At 72.7% G+C, this 18,329-nt stretch carries 20 protein-coding genes; 4 read left to right on the forward strand and 16 right to left on the reverse strand.

The annotated features are described in order from the left end of the window. Window positions 1-106 precede the first annotated feature (106 nt). Both map and WMF43_RS07185 read right to left on the reverse strand, forming a co-directional pair. The gene (gene map / locus WMF43_RS07180) at window positions 107-925 is read right to left on the reverse strand and encodes a type I methionyl aminopeptidase (RefSeq protein ID WP_437678513.1); all 819 of its coding nucleotides are present in this window, start codon (window positions 923-925) and stop codon (window positions 107-109) included. Next, complete coding sequence (locus tag WMF43_RS07185; protein ID WP_437678515.1) at window positions 922-1,515, reverse strand: cobalamin ABC transporter substrate-binding protein; 594 nt, start codon at window positions 1,513-1,515, stop codon at window positions 922-924. The genes map and WMF43_RS07185 overlap by 4 nt, the downstream gene beginning before the upstream one ends. Before the next feature lie 383 nt (window positions 1,516-1,898). Here WMF43_RS07185 and WMF43_RS07190 point away from each other — a divergent pair, with 383 nt between their 5' ends. Further along, entirely contained in the window at window positions 1,899-2,756 is an 858-nt protein-coding gene (locus WMF43_RS07190; RefSeq protein WP_437678517.1) for a hypothetical protein, read from the forward strand. A 189-nt stretch (window positions 2,757-2,945) separates the two neighbouring features. On the opposite strand, the gene WMF43_RS07195 is transcribed toward WMF43_RS07190, so the two are convergent. From WMF43_RS07195 to WMF43_RS07220, 6 genes are all read right to left on the reverse strand, one after another. Beyond that, window positions 2,946-3,212 (reverse strand): NifU family protein, encoded by a 267-nt coding sequence (locus tag WMF43_RS07195; RefSeq protein WP_104977981.1) that lies wholly within the window; start codon window positions 3,210-3,212, stop codon window positions 2,946-2,948. 133 nt (window positions 3,213-3,345) lie between these two features. Continuing rightward, window positions 3,346-4,191, reverse strand: coding sequence for a hypothetical protein (locus WMF43_RS07200; RefSeq protein WP_437678519.1), 846 nt, complete (start codon window positions 4,189-4,191; stop codon window positions 3,346-3,348). Between the two features lie 89 nt (window positions 4,192-4,280). After that, a complete protein-coding gene (locus tag WMF43_RS07205) occupies window positions 4,281-5,588 on the reverse strand; it encodes a hypothetical protein (RefSeq protein ID WP_437678521.1) in 1,308 nt (435 codons plus the stop codon). Beyond that, entirely contained in the window at window positions 5,585-6,445 is an 861-nt protein-coding gene (locus tag WMF43_RS07210; protein WP_437678523.1) for a hypothetical protein, read from the reverse strand. Before WMF43_RS07210 ends, WMF43_RS07205 begins: the two co-directional genes overlap by 4 nt. 99 nt (window positions 6,446-6,544) lie before the next feature. Further along, window positions 6,545-7,027, reverse strand: a complete 483-nt coding sequence (locus WMF43_RS07215; RefSeq protein WP_437678524.1) for a serine/threonine protein kinase — start codon at window positions 7,025-7,027, stop codon at window positions 6,545-6,547. 14 nt (window positions 7,028-7,041) lie between these two features. After that, window positions 7,042-7,824 carry a DUF4349 domain-containing protein gene (locus tag WMF43_RS07220; RefSeq protein WP_437678526.1) on the reverse strand — a complete coding sequence of 261 codons (783 nt, stop codon included), beginning with the start codon at window positions 7,822-7,824 and terminating at the stop codon, window positions 7,042-7,044. Here WMF43_RS07220 and WMF43_RS07225 point away from each other — a divergent pair. Further along, the gene (locus WMF43_RS07225; protein WP_437678528.1) at window positions 7,823-7,945 is read left to right on the forward strand and encodes a hypothetical protein; all 123 of its coding nucleotides are present in this window, start codon (window positions 7,823-7,825) and stop codon (window positions 7,943-7,945) included. The two genes, WMF43_RS07220 and WMF43_RS07225, sit on opposite strands and share 2 nt — an antisense overlap. 711 nt (window positions 7,946-8,656) lie before the next feature. Here the strand turns inward: WMF43_RS07225 and WMF43_RS07230 are convergent. The 8 genes from WMF43_RS07230 to WMF43_RS07265 all read right to left on the reverse strand — a co-directional run bounded on the left by WMF43_RS07230 (window position 8,657) and on the right by WMF43_RS07265 (window position 15,733). After that, window positions 8,657-9,481: a hypothetical protein gene (locus WMF43_RS07230; RefSeq protein ID WP_437678529.1), complete on the reverse strand. Its 825-nt coding sequence runs from the start codon at window positions 9,479-9,481 to the stop codon at window positions 8,657-8,659. Between the two features lie 81 nt (window positions 9,482-9,562). Further along, window positions 9,563-9,751: a hypothetical protein gene (locus WMF43_RS07235; RefSeq protein WP_437678531.1), complete on the reverse strand. Its 189-nt coding sequence runs from the start codon at window positions 9,749-9,751 to the stop codon at window positions 9,563-9,565. 108 nt (window positions 9,752-9,859) lie between these two features. Further along, complete coding sequence (locus WMF43_RS07240; RefSeq protein ID WP_437678533.1) at window positions 9,860-12,310, reverse strand: S8 family peptidase; 2,451 nt, start codon at window positions 12,308-12,310, stop codon at window positions 9,860-9,862. Window positions 12,311-12,333: 23 nt separating this feature from the next. After that, window positions 12,334-13,314, reverse strand: coding sequence for an AAA family ATPase (locus WMF43_RS07245; RefSeq protein ID WP_437678534.1), 981 nt, complete (start codon window positions 13,312-13,314; stop codon window positions 12,334-12,336). Between the two features lie 258 nt (window positions 13,315-13,572). Beyond that, a complete protein-coding gene (locus WMF43_RS07250) occupies window positions 13,573-14,148 on the reverse strand; it encodes a CDP-alcohol phosphatidyltransferase family protein (RefSeq protein ID WP_437678536.1) in 576 nt (191 codons plus the stop codon). A 121-nt stretch (window positions 14,149-14,269) separates the two neighbouring features. After that, entirely contained in the window at window positions 14,270-14,713 is a 444-nt protein-coding gene (locus WMF43_RS07255; protein ID WP_437678538.1) for a universal stress protein, read from the reverse strand. Window positions 14,714-14,954: 241 nt separating this feature from the next. Continuing rightward, complete coding sequence (locus WMF43_RS07260; RefSeq protein WP_437678540.1) at window positions 14,955-15,332, reverse strand: DUF4398 domain-containing protein; 378 nt, start codon at window positions 15,330-15,332, stop codon at window positions 14,955-14,957. An 8-nt stretch (window positions 15,333-15,340) separates the two neighbouring features. Further along, window positions 15,341-15,733: a DUF4398 domain-containing protein gene (locus tag WMF43_RS07265; RefSeq protein ID WP_437678542.1), complete on the reverse strand. Its 393-nt coding sequence runs from the start codon at window positions 15,731-15,733 to the stop codon at window positions 15,341-15,343. A 221-nt stretch (window positions 15,734-15,954) separates the two neighbouring features. Between WMF43_RS07265 and WMF43_RS07270 the strand changes: the two genes are divergently transcribed. Next, window positions 15,955-16,191: a hypothetical protein gene (locus WMF43_RS07270; RefSeq protein ID WP_437678544.1), complete on the forward strand. Its 237-nt coding sequence runs from the start codon at window positions 15,955-15,957 to the stop codon at window positions 16,189-16,191. A gap of 280 nt (window positions 16,192-16,471) precedes the next feature. Then, window positions 16,472-18,244 (forward strand): protein kinase domain-containing protein, encoded by a 1,773-nt coding sequence (locus WMF43_RS07275; RefSeq protein ID WP_437678546.1) that lies wholly within the window; start codon window positions 16,472-16,474, stop codon window positions 18,242-18,244. The last annotated feature ends 85 nt before the right edge of the window (window positions 18,245-18,329 follow it).

Raw genomic sequence — 18,329 nt, forward strand, 5'->3', positions numbered from 1 at the left:
GCGCGAAGATGCAGGCGGCGCCGCGCGAGGACAGGCGGGGACGCGCGGCTGCGCGCGGGCTCAACGCGCGGCTACGCGCGGGCTCGTCGCGCGGCGCGCCGCCGCGTCAGAGCGCCCGCGCCGTGGAGACGGCGAACGGATCGGCGAAGATCTCGCTGTTCGCGAGCGGCCGGCTGCGTCGGGTCAGCACCTCGCAGCCGCTCTTGGTGACGACGATGGTGTGCTCGAACTGCGCCGACAGCGAGCGATCGGCCGTCAGCGCGGTCCACTTGTCTTCCTGGATCTCGACCTCGTAGGTGCCGAGGTTGATCATCGGCTCGATCGTGAAGCACATCCCGGCGCGGAGCCGGGCGCCGTTGCCGTACTTGCCCACGTGCGACACCTGCGGCGCCTCGTGAAAGCGCCGCCCGATCCCGTGGCCGACGAAGGCCCTCACGACCGAGCACCCCTCGGCCTCGGCGAACTCCTGGATCGCCGCCCCGATGTCGCCGAGCCGCGCCCCGTCCCGGACCTGGGCGATGCCGAGCTGCAGGCTGCGGCGCGACACCTCGGTCACGTGCTTCGCCTCCGGGGAGGGCTTGCCGATGTAGAACGTCGCGGAGGTGTCGCCGTAGAAGCCGTTGTAGATGGTCGTGACGTCGACGTTGATGATGTCGCCCGGCTCGAGCACGCGGTCGCCCGGGATCCCGTGGCAGACCACCTCGTTGATCGAGGTGCAGACGCTCTTCGGGAACCCGTGGTAGTTGAGCGGCGCGGGGTAGCCGCCGCGGCGCAGCGTGTCCTCGTGGACGTAGGTGTTGATGTCCTCGGTGGTGATGCCGGCGCGGATCATCTCGCCGACCCCGAGGAGCGTCTCCGCCGCCATCTGACAGGCGACGCGGAGGGCGTCGACTTCCTTGACCGTCTTGATGCTCACATTGCTCACGGCGCAGCCAGCTCCCCGAGGGCGACGGCCTCTTTGACGGCCGCCGCGACCTCCGCTGTGTCGGGTGAAAGATGCCAGTGGATGTCCGGCTCGCCCGCCTCGCCGGCGAAGCGTCGGATGAAGGCGATGAAGATGAGGCCGCGGAGCCGGGCGTCGATGGCCTTCGCGATCCCGAACGCGCGGCTCGTCGGGCGGATGTGGAGCTCGAACGCCCGGTCCGGAACCCGCGGCGTGGCGAGCGGCGGGTAGCCGACCTGGATCCCGAGGTGATAGCTGCTCTGCTCCCCGATCGAGTCGACCGTCACCGTGTTCACGCGGACCCGCGCGACCACGTCCGCGGTCTGCGCCCTCTCGCGGAGGAACGGATCGGACCGAGGGGAGGAGCCTTCCAGCGAGAACCCCACGGCCGCGGGCTCGATGTTGTCATCGAACACCTCGCGCAGGTGCCCTTCCCAGGCGAGCAGACCGGACTGAGGATCCGCGGGCGTCGCCGGTCGCTCCAGCTCGGCGAGGCAGCCGCCCGCGAGGCCAAGGGCCGCCAGCGCAGCGAGCGCGAGGCGCAGGGGAGCGGCTCCGGCAGTGCAGATCATCCTCGGGGCCCGTGCACCTAGCACGTCGGCAAGCCCTTGTCAGGAGCCGCCCGCGTCCGCCCCGCGCGCTCCTGAGCCGGATTTCCGCGGGTTGCGTCACATCGGGTGGCTCGGCGCTGCCGGCGTGCTGCCCGCGCTTGCTGCCCGCGGCGCCGGCGTCATCCGCTGCGCGTCCGGCGCTGCGCGTCGCGTCTGGCGGTAGAGCTCCATCGATACGGCCAGGCGACCGTCCAACGACGGCGGTCGACGCGCGGTCGGCCCTGGGACCTATTCTCCCGTCGTTTCGCAGGTGCTAGCGTCCCCAGGCTTGCCGAGCGGATCGTCCTGACTTTGCGATTGCAGACCGCGCAGGGATCGGGCCTGCGCCTGCCGGAGGAAGAACAATGAAAGCGAAGAGGCTCCTGGGAGCAGCGTTGGCCGTGGGGCTGGGCCTTGCGGCGGTCGCGAGCACGAACGAGGTGGCTGCCCAGCCGAAGGGGGGGAAGAAGGCGCCGGCTGCGGCCGCCGCGTCCGCCCGGCCAGCCGAGCCGCCCGTGACGAAGAAGACGATCGCGCTGAACCCTCCGGGCATCACGTGGGGGATGAGCACCAAGCAGGTCGCGGCGGTCATCGACAAGATGCTCGATGCGGCCTACGTGCCGCGTTACAAGGCGACGTCGCCCGGCGTCAAGATGAGGGCGCTCGACGCCGAGCTGGCCGAGGAGAAGAGCGCGTTCCGCCGCAGCCGCATCGATTTCGGCAAGCTGCCGACCGGCATCGACGCGACGCCGCTCAAGGGCGAGTACACCTACCTCAACAAGGAGTCGATGATGACGCTGACCCAGGGGGAGGGGAAGCGGCACTTCTTCTTCATCCAGGACAAGCTCTGGAAGATCATCGACGAGCACTCGCTGGGCGAGGGCAATCCTCGCGGCAAGGACTTCCAGGCCGCCGCGATCAAGCTCGCGACCGCGTTCGGCGTGCCCGGCCGCGTGACGCCGCCGGACCCCGACAACGGCCGCTTCATCACCGAGGTCGACTGGAAGGACGCAGCGACGCACTTCCGCGCGATCGATCGGGGCGAGGGCGCCATCGCCTTCGCCTACGAGGACCTGGTGACGCTCGCCAGCCTCGAGTCGCTCCGCCCCAACAAGCCGCAGGACGCCAACGCGATCGACCCTGCCGTCGCGTCCGCCATCCGCAAGGACGAGCCCGCCCCCGCCCCGCCCCCCGCCGACAAGCCCGCCGGCAAGAAGAAGTAGCGCTTGCCCCCCGAGCCGCCCCCCACCGGCGGCTCGCCCCCGTCGCGTCCACCTCTGCCACACCCGCCCCCGAGCTGGGGTCACCCGCACAGGAGACGGGCCCAGATCGGCGTTTTCGGCGCGCAAGCGCACTCCGGTGCGCTGAGCACCGAAAACGTCGAGATGGGCCCGTATCCGAAGCGGGTGACCTCAGCTCACGAGAGATGCGCCTTCGGGGACGCGCATGCCGTTCGTCACCACGACCCGCGCCGACGGAGCGACCGCGAGCACCGCCGGCTCGATCACGGCGCGCGCGGTGAGCATCGCTCCCGGGCAGCCCGAGCACGCGCCGGCCAGATGGAGCGTCAGGTGATCGGGCTCGACGGCCACGATGTAAAGCTCACCGCCGTCGGCCCGGACGAGCGGGGCGATGACCTCACGGCAGACCTTGAGAAGCTGATCGATGGAAGCCGGCATGGGGGGGTGAGCTCGAGAGCGCGAGCCAGTCGCGAGAGCCTAGCACGGGCGCGCTCGATTAGGAGAACACCCGCCGCGGCAAGGCTGAGGCCGCGTCGGCGCGGCGCGGGGCCGGCGGGCGCGGCGCTCGCGCTCAGAGCGTGGAGACGAGCGCGGCGACGCCGGTGTCCGCCGCGAACTCCGGCGCGCGCTGCGCTGCGGCGCCGAACGTGCGACCGGCGATGTCCACCGTGCCGCTCCACGGACCCGCGGCGGTCTTCGCCGGCAGGTCCAGCTTCTCGATGGCCTCGGTGTTGACGTCGGGCGTCACGGGGCCGCCGTACGCCTTCGCGCCCTTCCACGCGAAGACGTAGAGGAGGGGCGTCGACTTCAGCGACTCGCGCTTGGCGATCTCCGTGAGCTCGCGCCGGGCGGCCTCCTGCAGCCGGTAGGCGTAGGCGCGGAACGACCAGCCGGTGACGAAGAGGCCCTTGAGCCCGCCGTCGGGATCCTTGACCGGGTGCGCGACGACCCACTGGAGATCCGGTCCGTTCCTCACGCCGCGCATCTCCTGCATCTCGCCGAAGGCCTCGGTGAGGCCGCTGTCGGGGGCCAGCACCTTCCTGAGCTCGGGGAACGCGGCGAGGACCGACCGGTTGGCGAGCATGTCCGGATCGGCCTCGCTGCGGAGCACGGTGCCGCTCGGATCGGCGAACGAGAAGAAGGTGCTCTTCGCGAACTCGAGCTCCTTCACCGAGGCGCGCGCCCCGGCGATCGCCCGCTGGAGCGCGAGCAGGTTCGCGCCTGGATCGGTGTCGAGCTGCGCCGCGAGCTTCTGCGAGCCCACGGGGAGGCCCGTCCGCACCTGGGCGACGTCCTCGGCGACGACGGCGGCGAGCTTGCCGCAGAGCTCCGCGGCGTGCTTCTGCGAGGCCTTGCCGTCGTCCTCGCACCCGGTCAGCAGGGCGGTGGTCAGGGCGCAGGCCAGCGCGGAAGGCATCCCGGCGCCTCGAGCGAAGGTTGAAGAGCGCATCATCACAAACGACTCTCCAAGGGGAGCGGAGTTCCATCCATCAGGACCGTCGCTCCTCAAAGGGTTTCGGGGGTTACGAACACGACCTCCACCCGGGCGTTGCGGGCGCGCTCGCTGCCGGCCGGGTCGACGACCGGGGCTGCGGACCCCGCGAGGAACGGCTCGATGGGTGGGCTCGGGGGGGAAGCGCCCGGGGCGGGAGCGCTCTGGGCGGGCCGGAGGGCGCGGACCACGGCGTCGGCCCGGGCTGTCCACGCGGGCTCTTCCCTGGCGCTGATGTCCCTGTCCGTATGGACGACGACGGCGACGGGGAACGAGGGGTGCGCGGCGGCGACGAGCGCGAGGTCGCGGAGGCGGGCCTCGCCGGCCTTCGTGAGGGTGTTGCCTGCGAAGAGGCCGCGCAGCGTGATCACGATGCCGCGGTCGTCGCGGGCGGGCGACCAGGTGCCCGCGGCCGAGAGGTCGGCGAGCAGCGCGTCGCCGGCGCCGGGGGCGCGGGTCACCGGCGTGGCGGCGCGGCGGGCGGCGGTCAGCACGGCGAGGCAACCTGCCCGCGCGCGGGAGGCCTGGTCGATGGGCGCGGGGATCGGCCGGGCGGAGCCGCTCGCCTCCGCGAGATCCCCGTCGAGCCTCTTGATCGCGGCGGTCGCCTCGTCGAGCTGCGCCCCGAGCGCGGCGCCGCCGGCCCGCGTCGGCGCGCCGGCAGTCTGCGTCGGCGCGACGGCAGCCTGCGTCGGCGCGCCGGCAGCCTGCACCGGCGCGCCGGCAGCCTGCACCGGCGCGCCGGCAGCCTGCGTCGGCGCGCCGACGGTCGGGGCCGGGGTGATGAGAAGGCGCGCTGCGCCGCAGAGCAGGCGTGCCTGGAGCGCGAGCGAGCGCGCCGTGGCGAGGCGAGCCTTCTCGCGATCCGCGTCGGCCTTGCCGGAAGCGACGACGGGCTGCGCGTCGCGGGCGACCTTGATGCGCATGTCGAGCGCGTCGACCTCGGCCGCGACGCGCGCCTGCTCGGCCTCGAGGCCGGCGAGGGACGCCTCGCCGGCCCCGCGCTGCGCCTTTGCCTCGGCCTCGGCGGTCTCGGCGCGGGCCGCCCGCGAGAGCGCGTGGGCGTGCGCGTGCGCGGCGACGGCCTGCTCCCCGAGGATCTGGGCCCCGGGGCGATCGCCTCGGTCAAGCGCGGCGAGCGCCTCGCCCCGGAGCTTCTCCGCGCGGGCGAACGCGCCCGGCGCGTGGCGCTTCGACTCGGCCGCCGCCGCCCCGGCGCGGACGTGGTCGAGCTCGTCGAGCACCGCGGGCCGCGGGATCGGCGCGCAGGCGCCGAGGAGCACAGCGGCGGCAGCGAGTCCTCCGAGGCGACGTGCGATCACGGCGTACCTGCCTTGCCTGCCGGAGCGGCCGTGTTGCCCGCCGGAGTGGCCGTGTTGCCCGCCGGAGCGGCCGGGCTGCCGACGCTCCCGCTGCCCTGCTGCCCGGCTCCTTGTGCGGCGGCGGGCGGCCTTTCGCGCGCCGGTCTCGGCCCGCCGGTCGCCGCTTTCCTGGCGCTCTCGATCCGCTGTGCTTCCACGCTCGTCGCGGCCCTGGTCGCCTCGCGCGCCTCGGCCTCGATCCGCTCGAGCTCCGCCGCGGCGCGGCCCCGCCGCGCCTGCGTCTCTTCCAGCAGCGCGCGCGCCCGCTCCAGCCTGGTCTCGACCTCGCGCGCCCGCTTCGCGGCGTCCACCGCCGCTGCCTCCGCTGCGGCGGCGCGCAGGAGGGCCCTGGCGGTCTCCGCCCACTCGAGCGCCGTCGCGTCGAGCCGCCGCGCGTTCACCGCGTCGTCGACCGCGCGCGCGCCGTGGGCGCGCTGGAGCGCGCGTTTCGCCTGCGCCACCGGCTCGGCCACGATCTTCGCGGCGTCGCCCGCGGGGCTCTTGGCGTCGCCCGCGGGGGCCTTGGTGTCGCCCGCGGGGGCCTTGGCGGCGGCCGGGTCGACGTGCGGCGCCTCGGCGCCGGTCTTCGCGCTGGCCGCGGTCGAGCGCTGCGGCGCGATGTGCGCCTCGATGTCGCGGAGGATCTCCGCCGCCTTGGCGCCGTCGCCGGCGGGCGGCGCCGGCACCGCGGCGAGCGGCCTCTCGCCCTCGCCGTGCGCCAGGGCGTCGGCGTTGCCGAGCGAGGCCGCTGCGGCGACGAGCAGCGCTGGGATCGACCGGCGCCGCCGCGCGTCGCTGGGCATGGGGCGGGTACGCACGTCCGCCAGGTAGCAAACAGGGCTTCCGCGAGCAAGCGCGGCGGCATGGCGGCCGAGGGCCGCTGCGGCCGCGCCTGGCAGCCGCGGCCGGGCCGCGCGTCACTTCGGCGTGAAGTTCCGGATCGACCAGTCGATCTGCTGCTGCTGCCGCTCGACCAGCTCCTTCCGTCCGCCCGCCTCGTGGAGGAAGACGCGGTCGTCGTTGACGAAGATGGTCAGGTAATAGAGGTGCGCCTCCTTGCCCTCGTCGTGCCCGAAGCGCAGCTGGACGCCCGGCAGCCCGTTCCGGCTCTTCACGTCGCTCTTGCCGAGCAGCGCGTAACCTCCGCCCTCCCGCAGCCGCTTCTCCACCACGCGGGACCAGAACGCGAGGTCGCCCTCCGGGTCGTTCTCGAAGGTGCGGATCCCGAGCACGACCCCCTCGGCGGTGGTCGCGCGGTACTCGTCGTCGCCGTAGCGGTCCCCGAGGTCGACGAAGCCCGGCGGGGTCGCGGGGACGAAGGGCCGGCCGCAGCCGGGCAGCGCCGCCGCGCCGGCGAGCGAGGCGGCCAGGACGAAGGCGTGGCGAAGGGAATGGATCATCGGGAGCGCCCAGGTCACAGGTTGAGGAGCCGGGAGAGGCCGAGCTCGTTGAGCCAGTCGATCGGCAGCCGCGGGCCCGACGGGGTGATCGTCTCGGTCGAGCGCGGCTGGAAGGAGACGGTGAGGGTCGAGAACGCGATCCGGTCGCGAAGGTACTTGAGGCGCCCCTCCAGGCGCTCGAGCTCGCTGGAGACGCGGGCGAGCTCGCGCTCCAGCTGGATCGACTCCTCGACCTTCGCGGCCTTCTCGAGCAGCTTCTCCAGCCGGTCGCGCACGGCCCTCGCGTTCCGGATCCGGACCCCGAGATCGAGGAACTCCTCGGTGACGTCCTCGGCGACGACGTTGCGCTGGAGGATGTCGCCGAGGCCATCAAGGCGCTTGAGCGCCTCGTCGAAGCGGGCGGCAGGGACGCGGATGGTGATCGTCCGGTCGTCGCGGCGGGCGAGGAAGCCGCCGAGCTCCCGGGCGAGCTCCTCGACCTTGCCGAGCGACGCGCCCACCTCGAACACCGCCATCGCGATCTGCGCGGTGTAGACCAGGAGGGGAGCCGGCGCCGCGGTCGCCGCAGCGGTGGTCTGCGGAGAGGGCGCAGGGGCCGCGCCGGAGGGCGCCGCCGGCGCGGCGGGCGGCGAGGTGGGAGGGGGCGGCGCTGGCCCGGCCGCCGCGGGCTGCGGGGACGGGGCAGGTGGTGCTCGCCGCGGGGGCGCCGGGGCAGCGGCGGCCGCAGGGGCGGCCGGCGGCGCAGCCTTGGCGAGCTCCAGCGCGTAGGAGGAGCTCGTCGATACGGATCGATCCATGCCGCTGTCCCCGTCCGCGGAGGCGCTCTCGATGGCGACGCCGGTCGCGGGGTCGGCGGGGTACATCCCTGGCGCCGACACCGTCGACACCGGCGGCGCGTTGGGGGCCGAGGCGGCGTAATCGGAAGCTTTCGATCCCGCGCAGGCGGCAGGGCCTGCGAGCAAGGCAAGGAGAGCCCAGGAGGGCAGAGTTCGTCGCATGGTTCCTCGAAGCGTGGCGCCGGTCGGCAAACGCTGAACGCAACCGCCTCGAGAGACCTTACACCATGACGGGAACGCCTCCCGGCGGCGCCCCGCCGCGGGTCAACTGCCGGCGAGCGCCGCGCGGTGGTACCCCGCCGCGGGTCAACTGCCGGCGAGCGCCGCGCGGCGGCGCCCCGCCGCGGGTCAACTGCCGGCGAGCGCCGCGCGGCGGCACCTCGGCGCAATCGCACTGCCGGCGAGCGCCGCGCGGCGGCACCTCGAAGTAAGTTGTCTTACTCATGATCGCCGCCCGGCGGCGCTCGGCGCAAACCAACTCTCGGCAATCGCCGCCCGGCCGCGGTTTGACGTAAGAAATCTTACGACAAGTCGCCGCCAGGAGGCACTTCGACGTAAGCGCTCTTACCCGTGTTCGCCGCCCGACGGCACTTCGATGTAAGCATTCTTACGCGAAGTGCCACCCGCCACCCGTTTGGCGCAAGTGGACAGCGTCGCAGCCCCGGCAGGCAGCGAAAAAAGGAAGATGCCTTACTTCAGCAGGGGGGAAGGCGGCAGATCGAGCAAGGTGTCTTGCGTTGCGCGCCCGGCACGGGAGGGGTTCCTCGTGGCGAGGAGGCGAGGGGCGTCAGGCTCAGGCGCCGTCGAAGGAATCGTCGTCGTCGATGGAAGCGGCGGGCGGCGCGGCGTCGTCGGCCGGCGCGGGCTCGGCCGCGACCTCGGCGCCGCCCTTGCGCCCGCGCCGGTCGGCCCGGGCGGACTCGCGGCGGAGCCGGCCGAGGAGGCGGTCGGCGATCTCGCCGGTCGCCGCCTTCTCGAGGGCGAGGTTCGTCTCGACCGCCCGGGCCACGCGGATCCAGGCGTTGCGGGCGTTCAGCACCTCGCGCGGCGTCGCCCCGTCCGTGTTCGACGGGGCGCTCAGCGCGAGCTGCTCGCGCTGCGCCTCCACCTTCTCGAGCTCCAGCGCGGCCGCGACCCAGGCGTCCACCACCTGCGCGAGCGGCCCCTCGGGCGTCTTCAGCTTCTTGAGCAGCTTCTCCGACGCCTCGTCGAGCCGCGACCGGAGCAGCTTGGCGTCGCCCGCCTGGTCGCCGTAGCTCCGCGAGATCGCCTTGAGCCCCGCCGGCGCGAGCCGGTCGCGCAGATCGAGGAGCGCCGCCGCGAACTCGGGCTCGTCGGTCATCTCGGCGAGCGCGCCGAGGTAGTTGTACGTCCCGCGGAGCTTGCGGTCGTGCGTCGTGTCGAGCGCGAGCGCCCGCTCCATGAGCGCCTTCATCTGCTGATGCAGGCTGGAGCCGAGCCGCTGCGTGGTCAGGATCCGGTTGTGCGCCTCCTCGACCGCGGGCAGGAGCGGCGCGAGCAGCGGCAGCGACGTGAAGACCTTCCGATCCTGCGCCGGGTCGAGCCACGGCGCCGAGATGTTGACCATCGCCTGGGGGCTGAGACTGCGATAACTCATGAGAGTCCCTCCTTGGTCAGGGGCGCCCCGAGTCTCGGCGCCGGCCGAGCCCGTCGCAACCTTCCGGCACCTCTGCGGCCGTCACCTTCGTGCTCCGCCGCCGGGGATCGCCGCTCGCCCGCGGTCTCCGGCTTCCACCAGGCGGCGGTGCTCCTCCGTGTCCTCGTAGACGGGCTTGCCCGGAGGCACGTAGATGCGATCGGTGTTGTGCACGCCGCGCGGGTAGAATCGGTAGACGACGTCGAGGAGCTCGGAGCGAGTTGTCTTCATGGACTCGTCACCGTGGCACCGAGCCGCTGGTACTTGGACTTGAACGTCGCCCGCGTCTGGGTCGGTGTACACCCGAACCTCGGTCAGAACGCCGGGATCGGCGGTCGCTCAGGTCGGCACCACCGTCGCGACCTGCACCTGGTTCGCCACCGGCTCGTAGATGTCCACACCCGTCTCAGGCGTCCGGATGCTCACGAGGAGCGCGTACCGCGCCGCCCTCTTCCAGCGCCCGAGCTGGTGCCGCTCCCGCCACCAGCCGACGACCGGGTAGACCGCGATGCTCTCGCGGCTTGCGAGATCTGCTGCGGTTCCCGTCCAGGAGTCGTGGTGCAGTGATCCCTTGGCGCGCAGGAGCGGGCCGAGCAGCCACCCCTCGTCGCTGGAGTGGATCTCCTCGTCACCGTCGCGCGCCGCCTTGTTGATGCGCTTTCGCAGATCGTCCGGCTGCTCGTTCGCCTTCTGCACGGCGAACCGCAGGCCGTGCGATGCGTATCGGTGGCGGCGCTCCCAGCCTCGACGTGCAGGGTTCGGCTCGATGAAGTAGGAGAGCGTCACGCGTAGCTCGACCTCCACGCTGCCGAGATCCAGCAGCGCCTGCTTCGGCCAGGGCAGCGTGTGGAGGCGCATCTCGTTGCTCTTGTCGCGCTCGAACGGCCGGAGCTCGTCCTGCACGATAAGCGTCAGCGCGTTGCCTGCGCTCCAGAGGGCGCGCTCCAGGTTTGGGACGCCGAACCCGAAGCAGCGGAGGAGGTGCTCCATGTCGCGGCGCCTCGAACGCGTGCCGTTGATCTCCTCGCGCATCCGAGGTGTCCACTCGGCGGCGTGCACCAGGAGCGCGCGGATCGTCTCCGGCCAGAAGTCCGGGTAATGCGCCCATATTGTCGCGCCGACGCGCGAGGCGCCCGCGCTGGCCGCGCTCGTTTCTCCAGTCACGGTGAACAGTTTGGCGAAGGGCTGGTAGTGCGTCGTGAGCAGCGAGAGTGAGTCGGGGAAGTCGGCTTCCTTGCCGTCGGGGCTCAGCGCCATGTTCCCGCCCTCCATCACGATCTCCGGCTTGATGGGCCACTGCGATTGCCAAATGCACGACGTCGTGCTGCTCGGCGACAGCTCCCCAGGGTGCGCGATGGGAGTCCAGCCGTTGAAAACGGGCTCGGTGATGCGCGTGCGCTCGGTGTAAGCGCCCACCGTGACGGCGTTCCACGCCTGCCCGGGATCGTGGATGCCCTCGCTCTCGTTCCGCGCCCGGTAGTCCATGCCCGGGTCCACACGAATATTCCCGGCAGAGACGACGAGGAGGCGCGGGTTGTCGTCGTCCATCCCCGAGCAGAGCTTGTCGAGCTCGGCAGACCACGACGAGGGCTGACCTCGATCACGGTCGTCCGTTGCCGTGATCGCCATGGAGATCACTCGCTTGCGCTGCGCCGCCGCGATCTCGGCGCGGGCAACGCCCTCGGCCGTGATCGCCCCGTACAGCTCCGGCGGGTTCGCGGTCCCCTTGTGGAGGATCTTCACTGACTCGAGCCGGTGGGTGAGCGCGACCGGCGAGGATGAGAGCAGCGCCTCAGCGAGGTCGCCGTGGAGCGCGATCCCGGCCATCCCCGTGCCGTGGCCATCGTCATCGTGCACGCCCCAGGAAGGATCGTAGGCGTGCAGGTCACCCTTCGACAAGGCGGGCTCGATCAGCGGGTGCCCGGCGTTCACGCCGGTGTCGACGATGCAGACGGCGGGCGCATCCGGCGAGGGCTCGGTGATCCGGTCCTTGAGATCCTTGGCCCAGCCTTCCTGCTCGATCGCGTTCATCCGCACGAAGCTGGTCGGTACCTCCTTGGCGAGTCGAAGCTCTGCGATTACGTCGAGCAGCTCGATGGATCCGGTCATCTGCTCGCGGGTGCCGTAGGCGAGGACGACCAGGCGATCAGGGAACCTGAGCTGCTCGTCCCCGACTTTGAGGTTCACCGTCTGCGCGTACTCGCGGAAGCGCGCCAGCAGCTCGTCGTCCTCGCCACGCAGCCAGACCTCCCAGCAGATCGTCTTTCCGGTGGGAGGAAACAGCGCGGGGTCGTCGGTCCAGAACCCCTCGAGCGCCGCAAGTCGGATCTCCGCGATGCTCTCGACGAGCGGTTTGTTCTTCCGGTTGCCCTTGCGGGTGGTCTCGGTGAGGTACGCCTCGACCTTCTTTTCGAAGTAGCCGAGCTGCCCGCTGGGCACGTACACCGTCGCGTAGGTCACGCTGGTCTGGGTTCGCGTGGCGGCGAGCTCGACGCCTGCGCGTTTGTCCTCAAGGCTCTGCAGGGCCAGGTCAAAGCCGGGAGCGCTGGCGAACTCCAGGTACACGCCCCGTCGCGCCTCCACGGCGACGGCGTCGTGATGCACGTCGCGCCCCTTCAGCTCCTTCCAGGCCCGGTCGAGCTGCTTCTTCAACGCGGTGCCGTGCTTCGCTGGATCGACGGGGGGCAGGCGCGGCTCACCGCCGCCTTGCTGGGGGGATGTGTACGGCTCCGCCGCGGACGTCCCCGTGAGGAGCAGGTGCCTCCGTCGATCGAGCTCCTTGGTCGCCATACCTCCGCGTTGTCACCCGTGCGTCACGCCCAGCCGGAAGGTCGTGCGGCGAGCGCATCAAGGATGTCCTGCGTCGTCACCTTGGCCCGATCGCTCAGCACCGCGTCCTTCGCGGCGTCATCGCACACCCGGACGATCTCCGCGTAGCTCGACCCCCGCGCGGTGCTCACGACCCGCGCCCAGTCGACGCGCTCCGTGTCCAGCAACGCGAGCCGCGAGCGCAGCATCTGCTCGGCCAGCTCGTCGTCGGGCAAGCTGTACTCCAGCACGTCGTCGAACCGGCGGAAGAGGGCGCGGTCGAGGAGCTCGGGGTGGTTCGTCGCGGCGATGATGAGGCTCTCCGACTCGTCCTGCTCTAAGAACTGGAGGAACGAGTTGAGCACGCGGCGGATCTCTCCGACGTCGTTCTGCGATGTCCTGTGGCTGCCGAGCGCGTCGAACTCGTCGAAGAGGTAGACGCCGCGCGTGCGCTGGAGCGCGTCGAAGACGAGCCGGAGCTTCGCGGCTGTCTCGCCCATGAACTTGGTGATGATGCCGTCGAGGAGGATCGCAAAGAGCGGCAGCGAGAGCTCGCCCGCGAGGGCGCGGGCGGTGAGCGTCTTGCCTGTCCCGGGTGGCCCGACGAGGAGGATCTTGCGCCGCGGGGCGAGGCCGTGGGTGAGGAGCTTCTCGCGCTGGCGCTGCTCGAGGAGGATGCGCTCGAGGCGAGCGCGGAACTGCTGCTCTAGGACCATGTCCGAGAGGCGCGTCTTCGGATAGCTGACAGAGAGCAGCCCGGCGAGCTCACCGCGCGGCTGCACAACCGGGACCGGCGCCCGCTCGCCTCGCCGAGATGGTCCCTTCACCTTCGCCGCGTCGATGAGCTCGCGCAGCTCCTGAGCCAGCTTGCCGTGCCCCTGCCGGGCGGCGTGGGCGGCGACTTGCATGGCGGTGGCGAAGAAGCGCTCCTCGTCGCCCTCGCTGTAACTCTTCAGCAGCGCCTTGAGCTGCTCCGCCGTCGCCATGGTCCCGCGTGCTCCTGCATGAACAAGTCTAGCTGGACCGGCGCACGGCAACACGGCCGAGCTGGCTCCGTCAAGTTCCACCGGGACGAAGTGCATCCGGCGCAGGCAAGACGCGGAGAGTCGGGGACCGCTGGATGCTCTCCCGCTCATGATGAGCGGCGGCATCATGCAGCGGCGGACATATTCCTCGACTGAGCGGCCGAGGCGCGGATCGTGGACCGGCCGCCGCCCCCGCGCGGCGCCGCCGGTACCCGCGTGCTAGACGCCCGTCTCCGGCGGGTTCTTCTCTGCACCCGGAAGGCGGCGGAGCTGGCGCGCCCAGTACGAGGCGCCGGCGGCCGCGCCCGCGACCGCGGCTGCGGCGAGCATGGCGGGCAGCGCCTCCGGAAGCGCGATCGCCGTGAAGACCGCCGCGAACTGGACCGCCGTCGCGAGCTTGCCCGGGATGTTCGCGCTCGCGGTGGAGAGGCGCGCGCCGCGGAAGCGGCTGCTGAGCGCGATCCAGAGCGCGAGCGGCAGCTCGAGGAGCTCGCGCGCGAGCAGCGCCGGGATGCCCCACAGGGGGAGCGCTCCGCTGGCGAGCAGCGTGCCGACCACCGCGAGCGCGAACACCTTGTCCGCGATCGGATCGACGATCGCGCCGGTGCGGGTCACCTGACCGGAGCGGCGAGCGAGCCAGCCGTCGAGCACGTCGGTGAGCCCCGCGCAGCAGAGGACGGCGAGGGCGAGCGCGGGACGCGTGGCGACCACCGGGAACAGCGCCGCGAGCGGCAGCCGGGCCAGGCTCATCAGGTTCGGCGGGAGCGCGAGATCGCGCGCAGACAGGGTCGGCATGCGGAGGAGTCCGGTACGTCGCAGGAGCCGGGGAGCTCGCCCACGCGAGCAGCCAAGCCGCGCCCGAGCCCTGGCCCGCCAGCTGCGCAGGCCTGCCCCCCCGGGCAAGGCCCGGAGCGGGTCAGCCGGCCGGGGGCGCGGAGCGCACGGTGAGCACAGGGACGCTGCTCTTCCGGATCACCTGCTCGGCGACGCTGCCGAGGAACAGGTGAGAGAGCCCCCGGCGGCCGTGTGTCCCCATCACGATCAGCGCCGTCCCCGGCTCCTCGGCGGCGGCCAGGATCTCGGCCGCCGGATCCCCTTCGCGCAGCAGCGTCTTCAGCCCCCCGGTCTGCGCCGAGAGCTGCTGGACCGCGCGCGACGCGGCGGCGCTCACCTCGGAGTGGAACCCGGGCATCAGCGCCGGCTCGATCCCGGGGTACGTGTAGACGGGGAGCTGGTAGACGTGCAGCAGCACGACCTCGTGCCCCAGCCTTGCGCCGAGGTCCTTCGCGAGCTCGATCGCCTTCAGCGAGGCCTCCTCGAAGTCGACCGGGACCAGTATCACGCTTGCGCCTTCCTTCATCGCGCTCTCCTCGCACGCGGACCCGGGCGTCCCCGTGTCCCCTTCGATCGTCCGACGTCCGCCGCCCCAGGGCGCTTTCGCCGCCGGCGGAGGCGTTCCGCGCGCATCTTGGATCCAAACCCCGGCCGGTCCCAGAGAAATTGCGCCGGCGAGCTCGGGTGACGCCCGGGGCGTCCGCGGCGCACGCGCGGCGTGGACCGGCGTGGAGGAGCGCGCACGTCACGACGCCGAGGCGCTCACGTCACGGCGCCGCCGCAGCCGCGTCGAGCGCGGCGCCGTGCTGCTCGCGGAGCTGCTGCAAGGCGCGCTGACCTCGCGTGAGCGCCCTCAGGTCCGCCCGTACGAGCGACGAGAGCAGCGAGCACTGCGCCCTGCGCCGCGCGACGTAGGCGGCGTCGCGCGCCGAGGGGGAGCTCGGCCGCGCGCGCGCCTCGCGCTCGGCGATCGCGAGCGCCTGCTCCGCCTGCTTGAGCTCGGCGACCGCGAACGGCGAGAGCGGGTTCTCCTGCGCCTGCACGACGGCGGCCCGCGCCGCGAGGAGCTCGGGCGGCGGCGCGGCCGCGGGCCTCGCACACCCGACGGCCGAGAGGGCGATCGCGAGCGGGACGGCAGCGCGCACGCGGCCCCCTACTCCGCCTGCTGGGTGAGTTGCTCGGCGAGCTGCTCGGCGAGCTGCTCGGCGAGCGTGTTCGCCCGGTCCAGCGTGCGCTGCGCGGCGTCGCGCAGCCCCGCCTCCCTCACGAGGAGCGCCGCGAGCTCCGCGTCGACCTCCGCCCTGCGCAGCAACCAGCGGGCGCCTTCCCGGTCGCCCACCGACAGCCGCCGCATCGCCCGCGCGAGCTCGCTCCTCGCCAGCGCGAGGTGCATGGCCGCGCGCCGGTCCGCGCGCGCCCCCTCCCGCTCTGCCTCGCGGAGCGCCGCGTGGGCGCGGGGGAGCTCAGGCGGCGCCGCCGGGGCGCGCAAGGCCGCACACCCGGCGAGCTCCAGACAGGCGATCACGAGCGCAACTTTGGCGAACATTTGCGTGGATTCCCGATCTCACGGCGGGCCGGTGGAACCGTTGATCCCGGCGGCGCCTTCGGGACACGACCGTGCATCGAACAGGCCAGCACGCTCCCTCGGCCGACGCCTCGGACCCTGCAGAGCCGCTCGGCGGCCTGAGCCCGGGTCTCCTCAGGCCGCCGCGCCACTGGGAAGCCGCGCCGCTTACGGGCCGGGCCGTGGGGTGGTACGCTGCCGGCATGAGCGCGCTGCGAGCCAAGGTACAGGGCGGTCGGCTCGTCCTCGACGAGCCGACGAGCTTCGCCGAAGGGACCGTGATCGACCTCGTGGTGGCCGACAACGACGACCTGGACGAAGAGGAGCGGGCCCGCCTCGACGAGGCGCTGGAGACGTCGCTGGCGAGCGCGCGCGAAGGGACGATCGACGCGGACGACCTCCTCGCCGAGCTCGCGCGCCTCGAGCCGGCGCGCGGATGAAGCGAGCCCGCATCCGGCTCACCAGGGAAGCAGCCCGCCAGGCGAGGGAGGTCGCCGCATGGTGGATCGAGAACCGCCCTGCCTGGAGCGCGCTCCGCGGGCGGCCACCGCGGCCCTCGCTCCGGTGAGCAGCAACGGCTGCCGCCCCGCGCGGCGGCACGCCCCGCCTGCCCTTTGAGCTCAAAGCGCAGAGGCCTCGAATAAATCCCCGGCGCCCGGCGTCTCCGGTCTGCCGTCTTTTTCCTCCGCGCTCGCCGCTTCCGCTACCCTGGCAATCGCTGTGCCGGTCGTCGACCCGAACCTCCGCACCACCATCGTCCACGCGTTCGCCGTGACGGTGGTGGACCAGTCGTCGAGCCAGCGGTCCGACGCGGCGCGTAGCACCGACGATCCGTCGTCGTCCTCCGGGACCCGGGGGCCCTCCATCCTGCCCGACGTCGGCCACGTCGTCGGCGGGCTCTACCGGCTCGGCCGCCTCCTCGGGCAGGGGATGTTCGGCAAGGTCTACGTCGCCCAGCGCGTCGACGTCCCCGAGCACCAGGTCGCGCTCAAGCTCATGCCCCGCTCGCTGTACGCGATGCGCAACGTCGAGCGCGAGCTCGTCATGCTCGCCACCGTCGGCCACCCGCACGTCGTCCAGCTGAAGGACCACGGCATGACCGCCGAGTACGTGTGGCTCACCATGCCCGTCTACGAGGGGGAGACCCTCGCGCAGCGCCTCCAGCGCAGCCCCCTCAGCCTGCGCGAGGCGCACGACATCTTCCTCCCCGTCGCGCGCGGGCTCGAGGCGCTCCACGCGGCCGGGCTCCGGCACCAGGACGTCAAGCCCGACAACATCTTCCTCGCCAGGTTCGCGGGCCGCGTCCACCCCATCCTGCTCGACCTCGGCGTGGCCGCCGAGCGCGAGGCCAGCTTCTGCGCGGGCACGGCGCTCTACGCCTCGCCCGAGCAGCTCCGCGCCCTGAACGGCTTCCCCGGCGTCGTGCCGCTCTCCGAGAAGATGGACACGTACGGGCTCGCCACGACCCTCCTGTACGCGCTCGTGAACCCGCGGGACTTCCCGGGCGAGTCCGCGCAGACCCGCACCGAGCTCGCCGAGGCCCACGACGTGCGCGCCGACAAACCGCTCGTCGACAACGCGCTGCCCCACCTCACCGGGCGCCCGCGCGAGATGTTCCAGGAGGCGCTCCGGCGGTGGCTCGCGATCGACCCGAACGAGCGCCCCTCCATGACCCAGCTCGCCGAGGAGCTCGACGTGCTGCTCGAGCCGGAGCGGGAGGCGGAGCGCGAGGCCGAGCGGCTGCGGATCAAGCAGAAGACCTCGTACCTGCGCGTGCGCATCGCGGCCGGCGCGATGACCCTCGTCGGCTGCGCGGTCGCGCTGCTCGGCGTCTCCAAGCGCGAGACCCTGCGGCTCGCGAACGAGCTCGAGCAGGCGCGCCAGAAGGGCGCCGAGTCGTTCGACAAGCTCGACACCTGCGTCGCCTCGCACCAGATCGCGGAGGCCGAGGTGAACGCGTGCCGCGGCGCGCGCGAGCAGGACCGGGCGGACTTCAACCAGACGCTGGCCACCCTCCAGAAGACCGGCTCGATGACCGAGGCGGAGCACGCGCGCGAGATCCAGGCCCTCCACGCGACACAGGCGGCGCGCCTCAAGGCGTGCGAGGACAGCGCCGCCGCCGCGGAGAAGGCGACCATGGAGGGCCGCGAGCGGCTCGCCGAGGCCGAGAAGGCGCGGGCGGCGCTCGCCACCGAGCGCGACGAGGCGAAGGGGCTCGCCGAGCAGCGCGCCGCCGAGCTCGCCGCCGCGTCGCAGCTGCGGGCCGCGTGCGACGCGGAGCGCGCGAGCTGCATCGCCGAGCGCGACCGCTTGAAGGCCCAGCCGGTCGATCCCGGGAGCGCGCCGGCGTCCCCGGCGCCGGCCGCCGCGAGCGGCGCGCTGCCCCAGCTGCCCTCGCCCGCGGCGAACCCGGGCGCGGCGCCGGCGGAGGGCAACCCGACGGTCCCGGCAGCGCCGACGGCCTCGGCGCCGATCCCAGCCGCGCCGCCGTGAACGATACCGCCGAGAGCGGCGCGTGATGGACGCCGCGCCAGGCCGCCTCGGCTTGTGGCGACCGCCTGGGGAGGCTATCGGTAGA

This window comes from Sorangium sp. So ce131, from assembly GCF_051519095.1.
GTDB lineage: Bacteria > Myxococcota_A > Polyangia > Polyangiales > Polyangiaceae > Sorangium.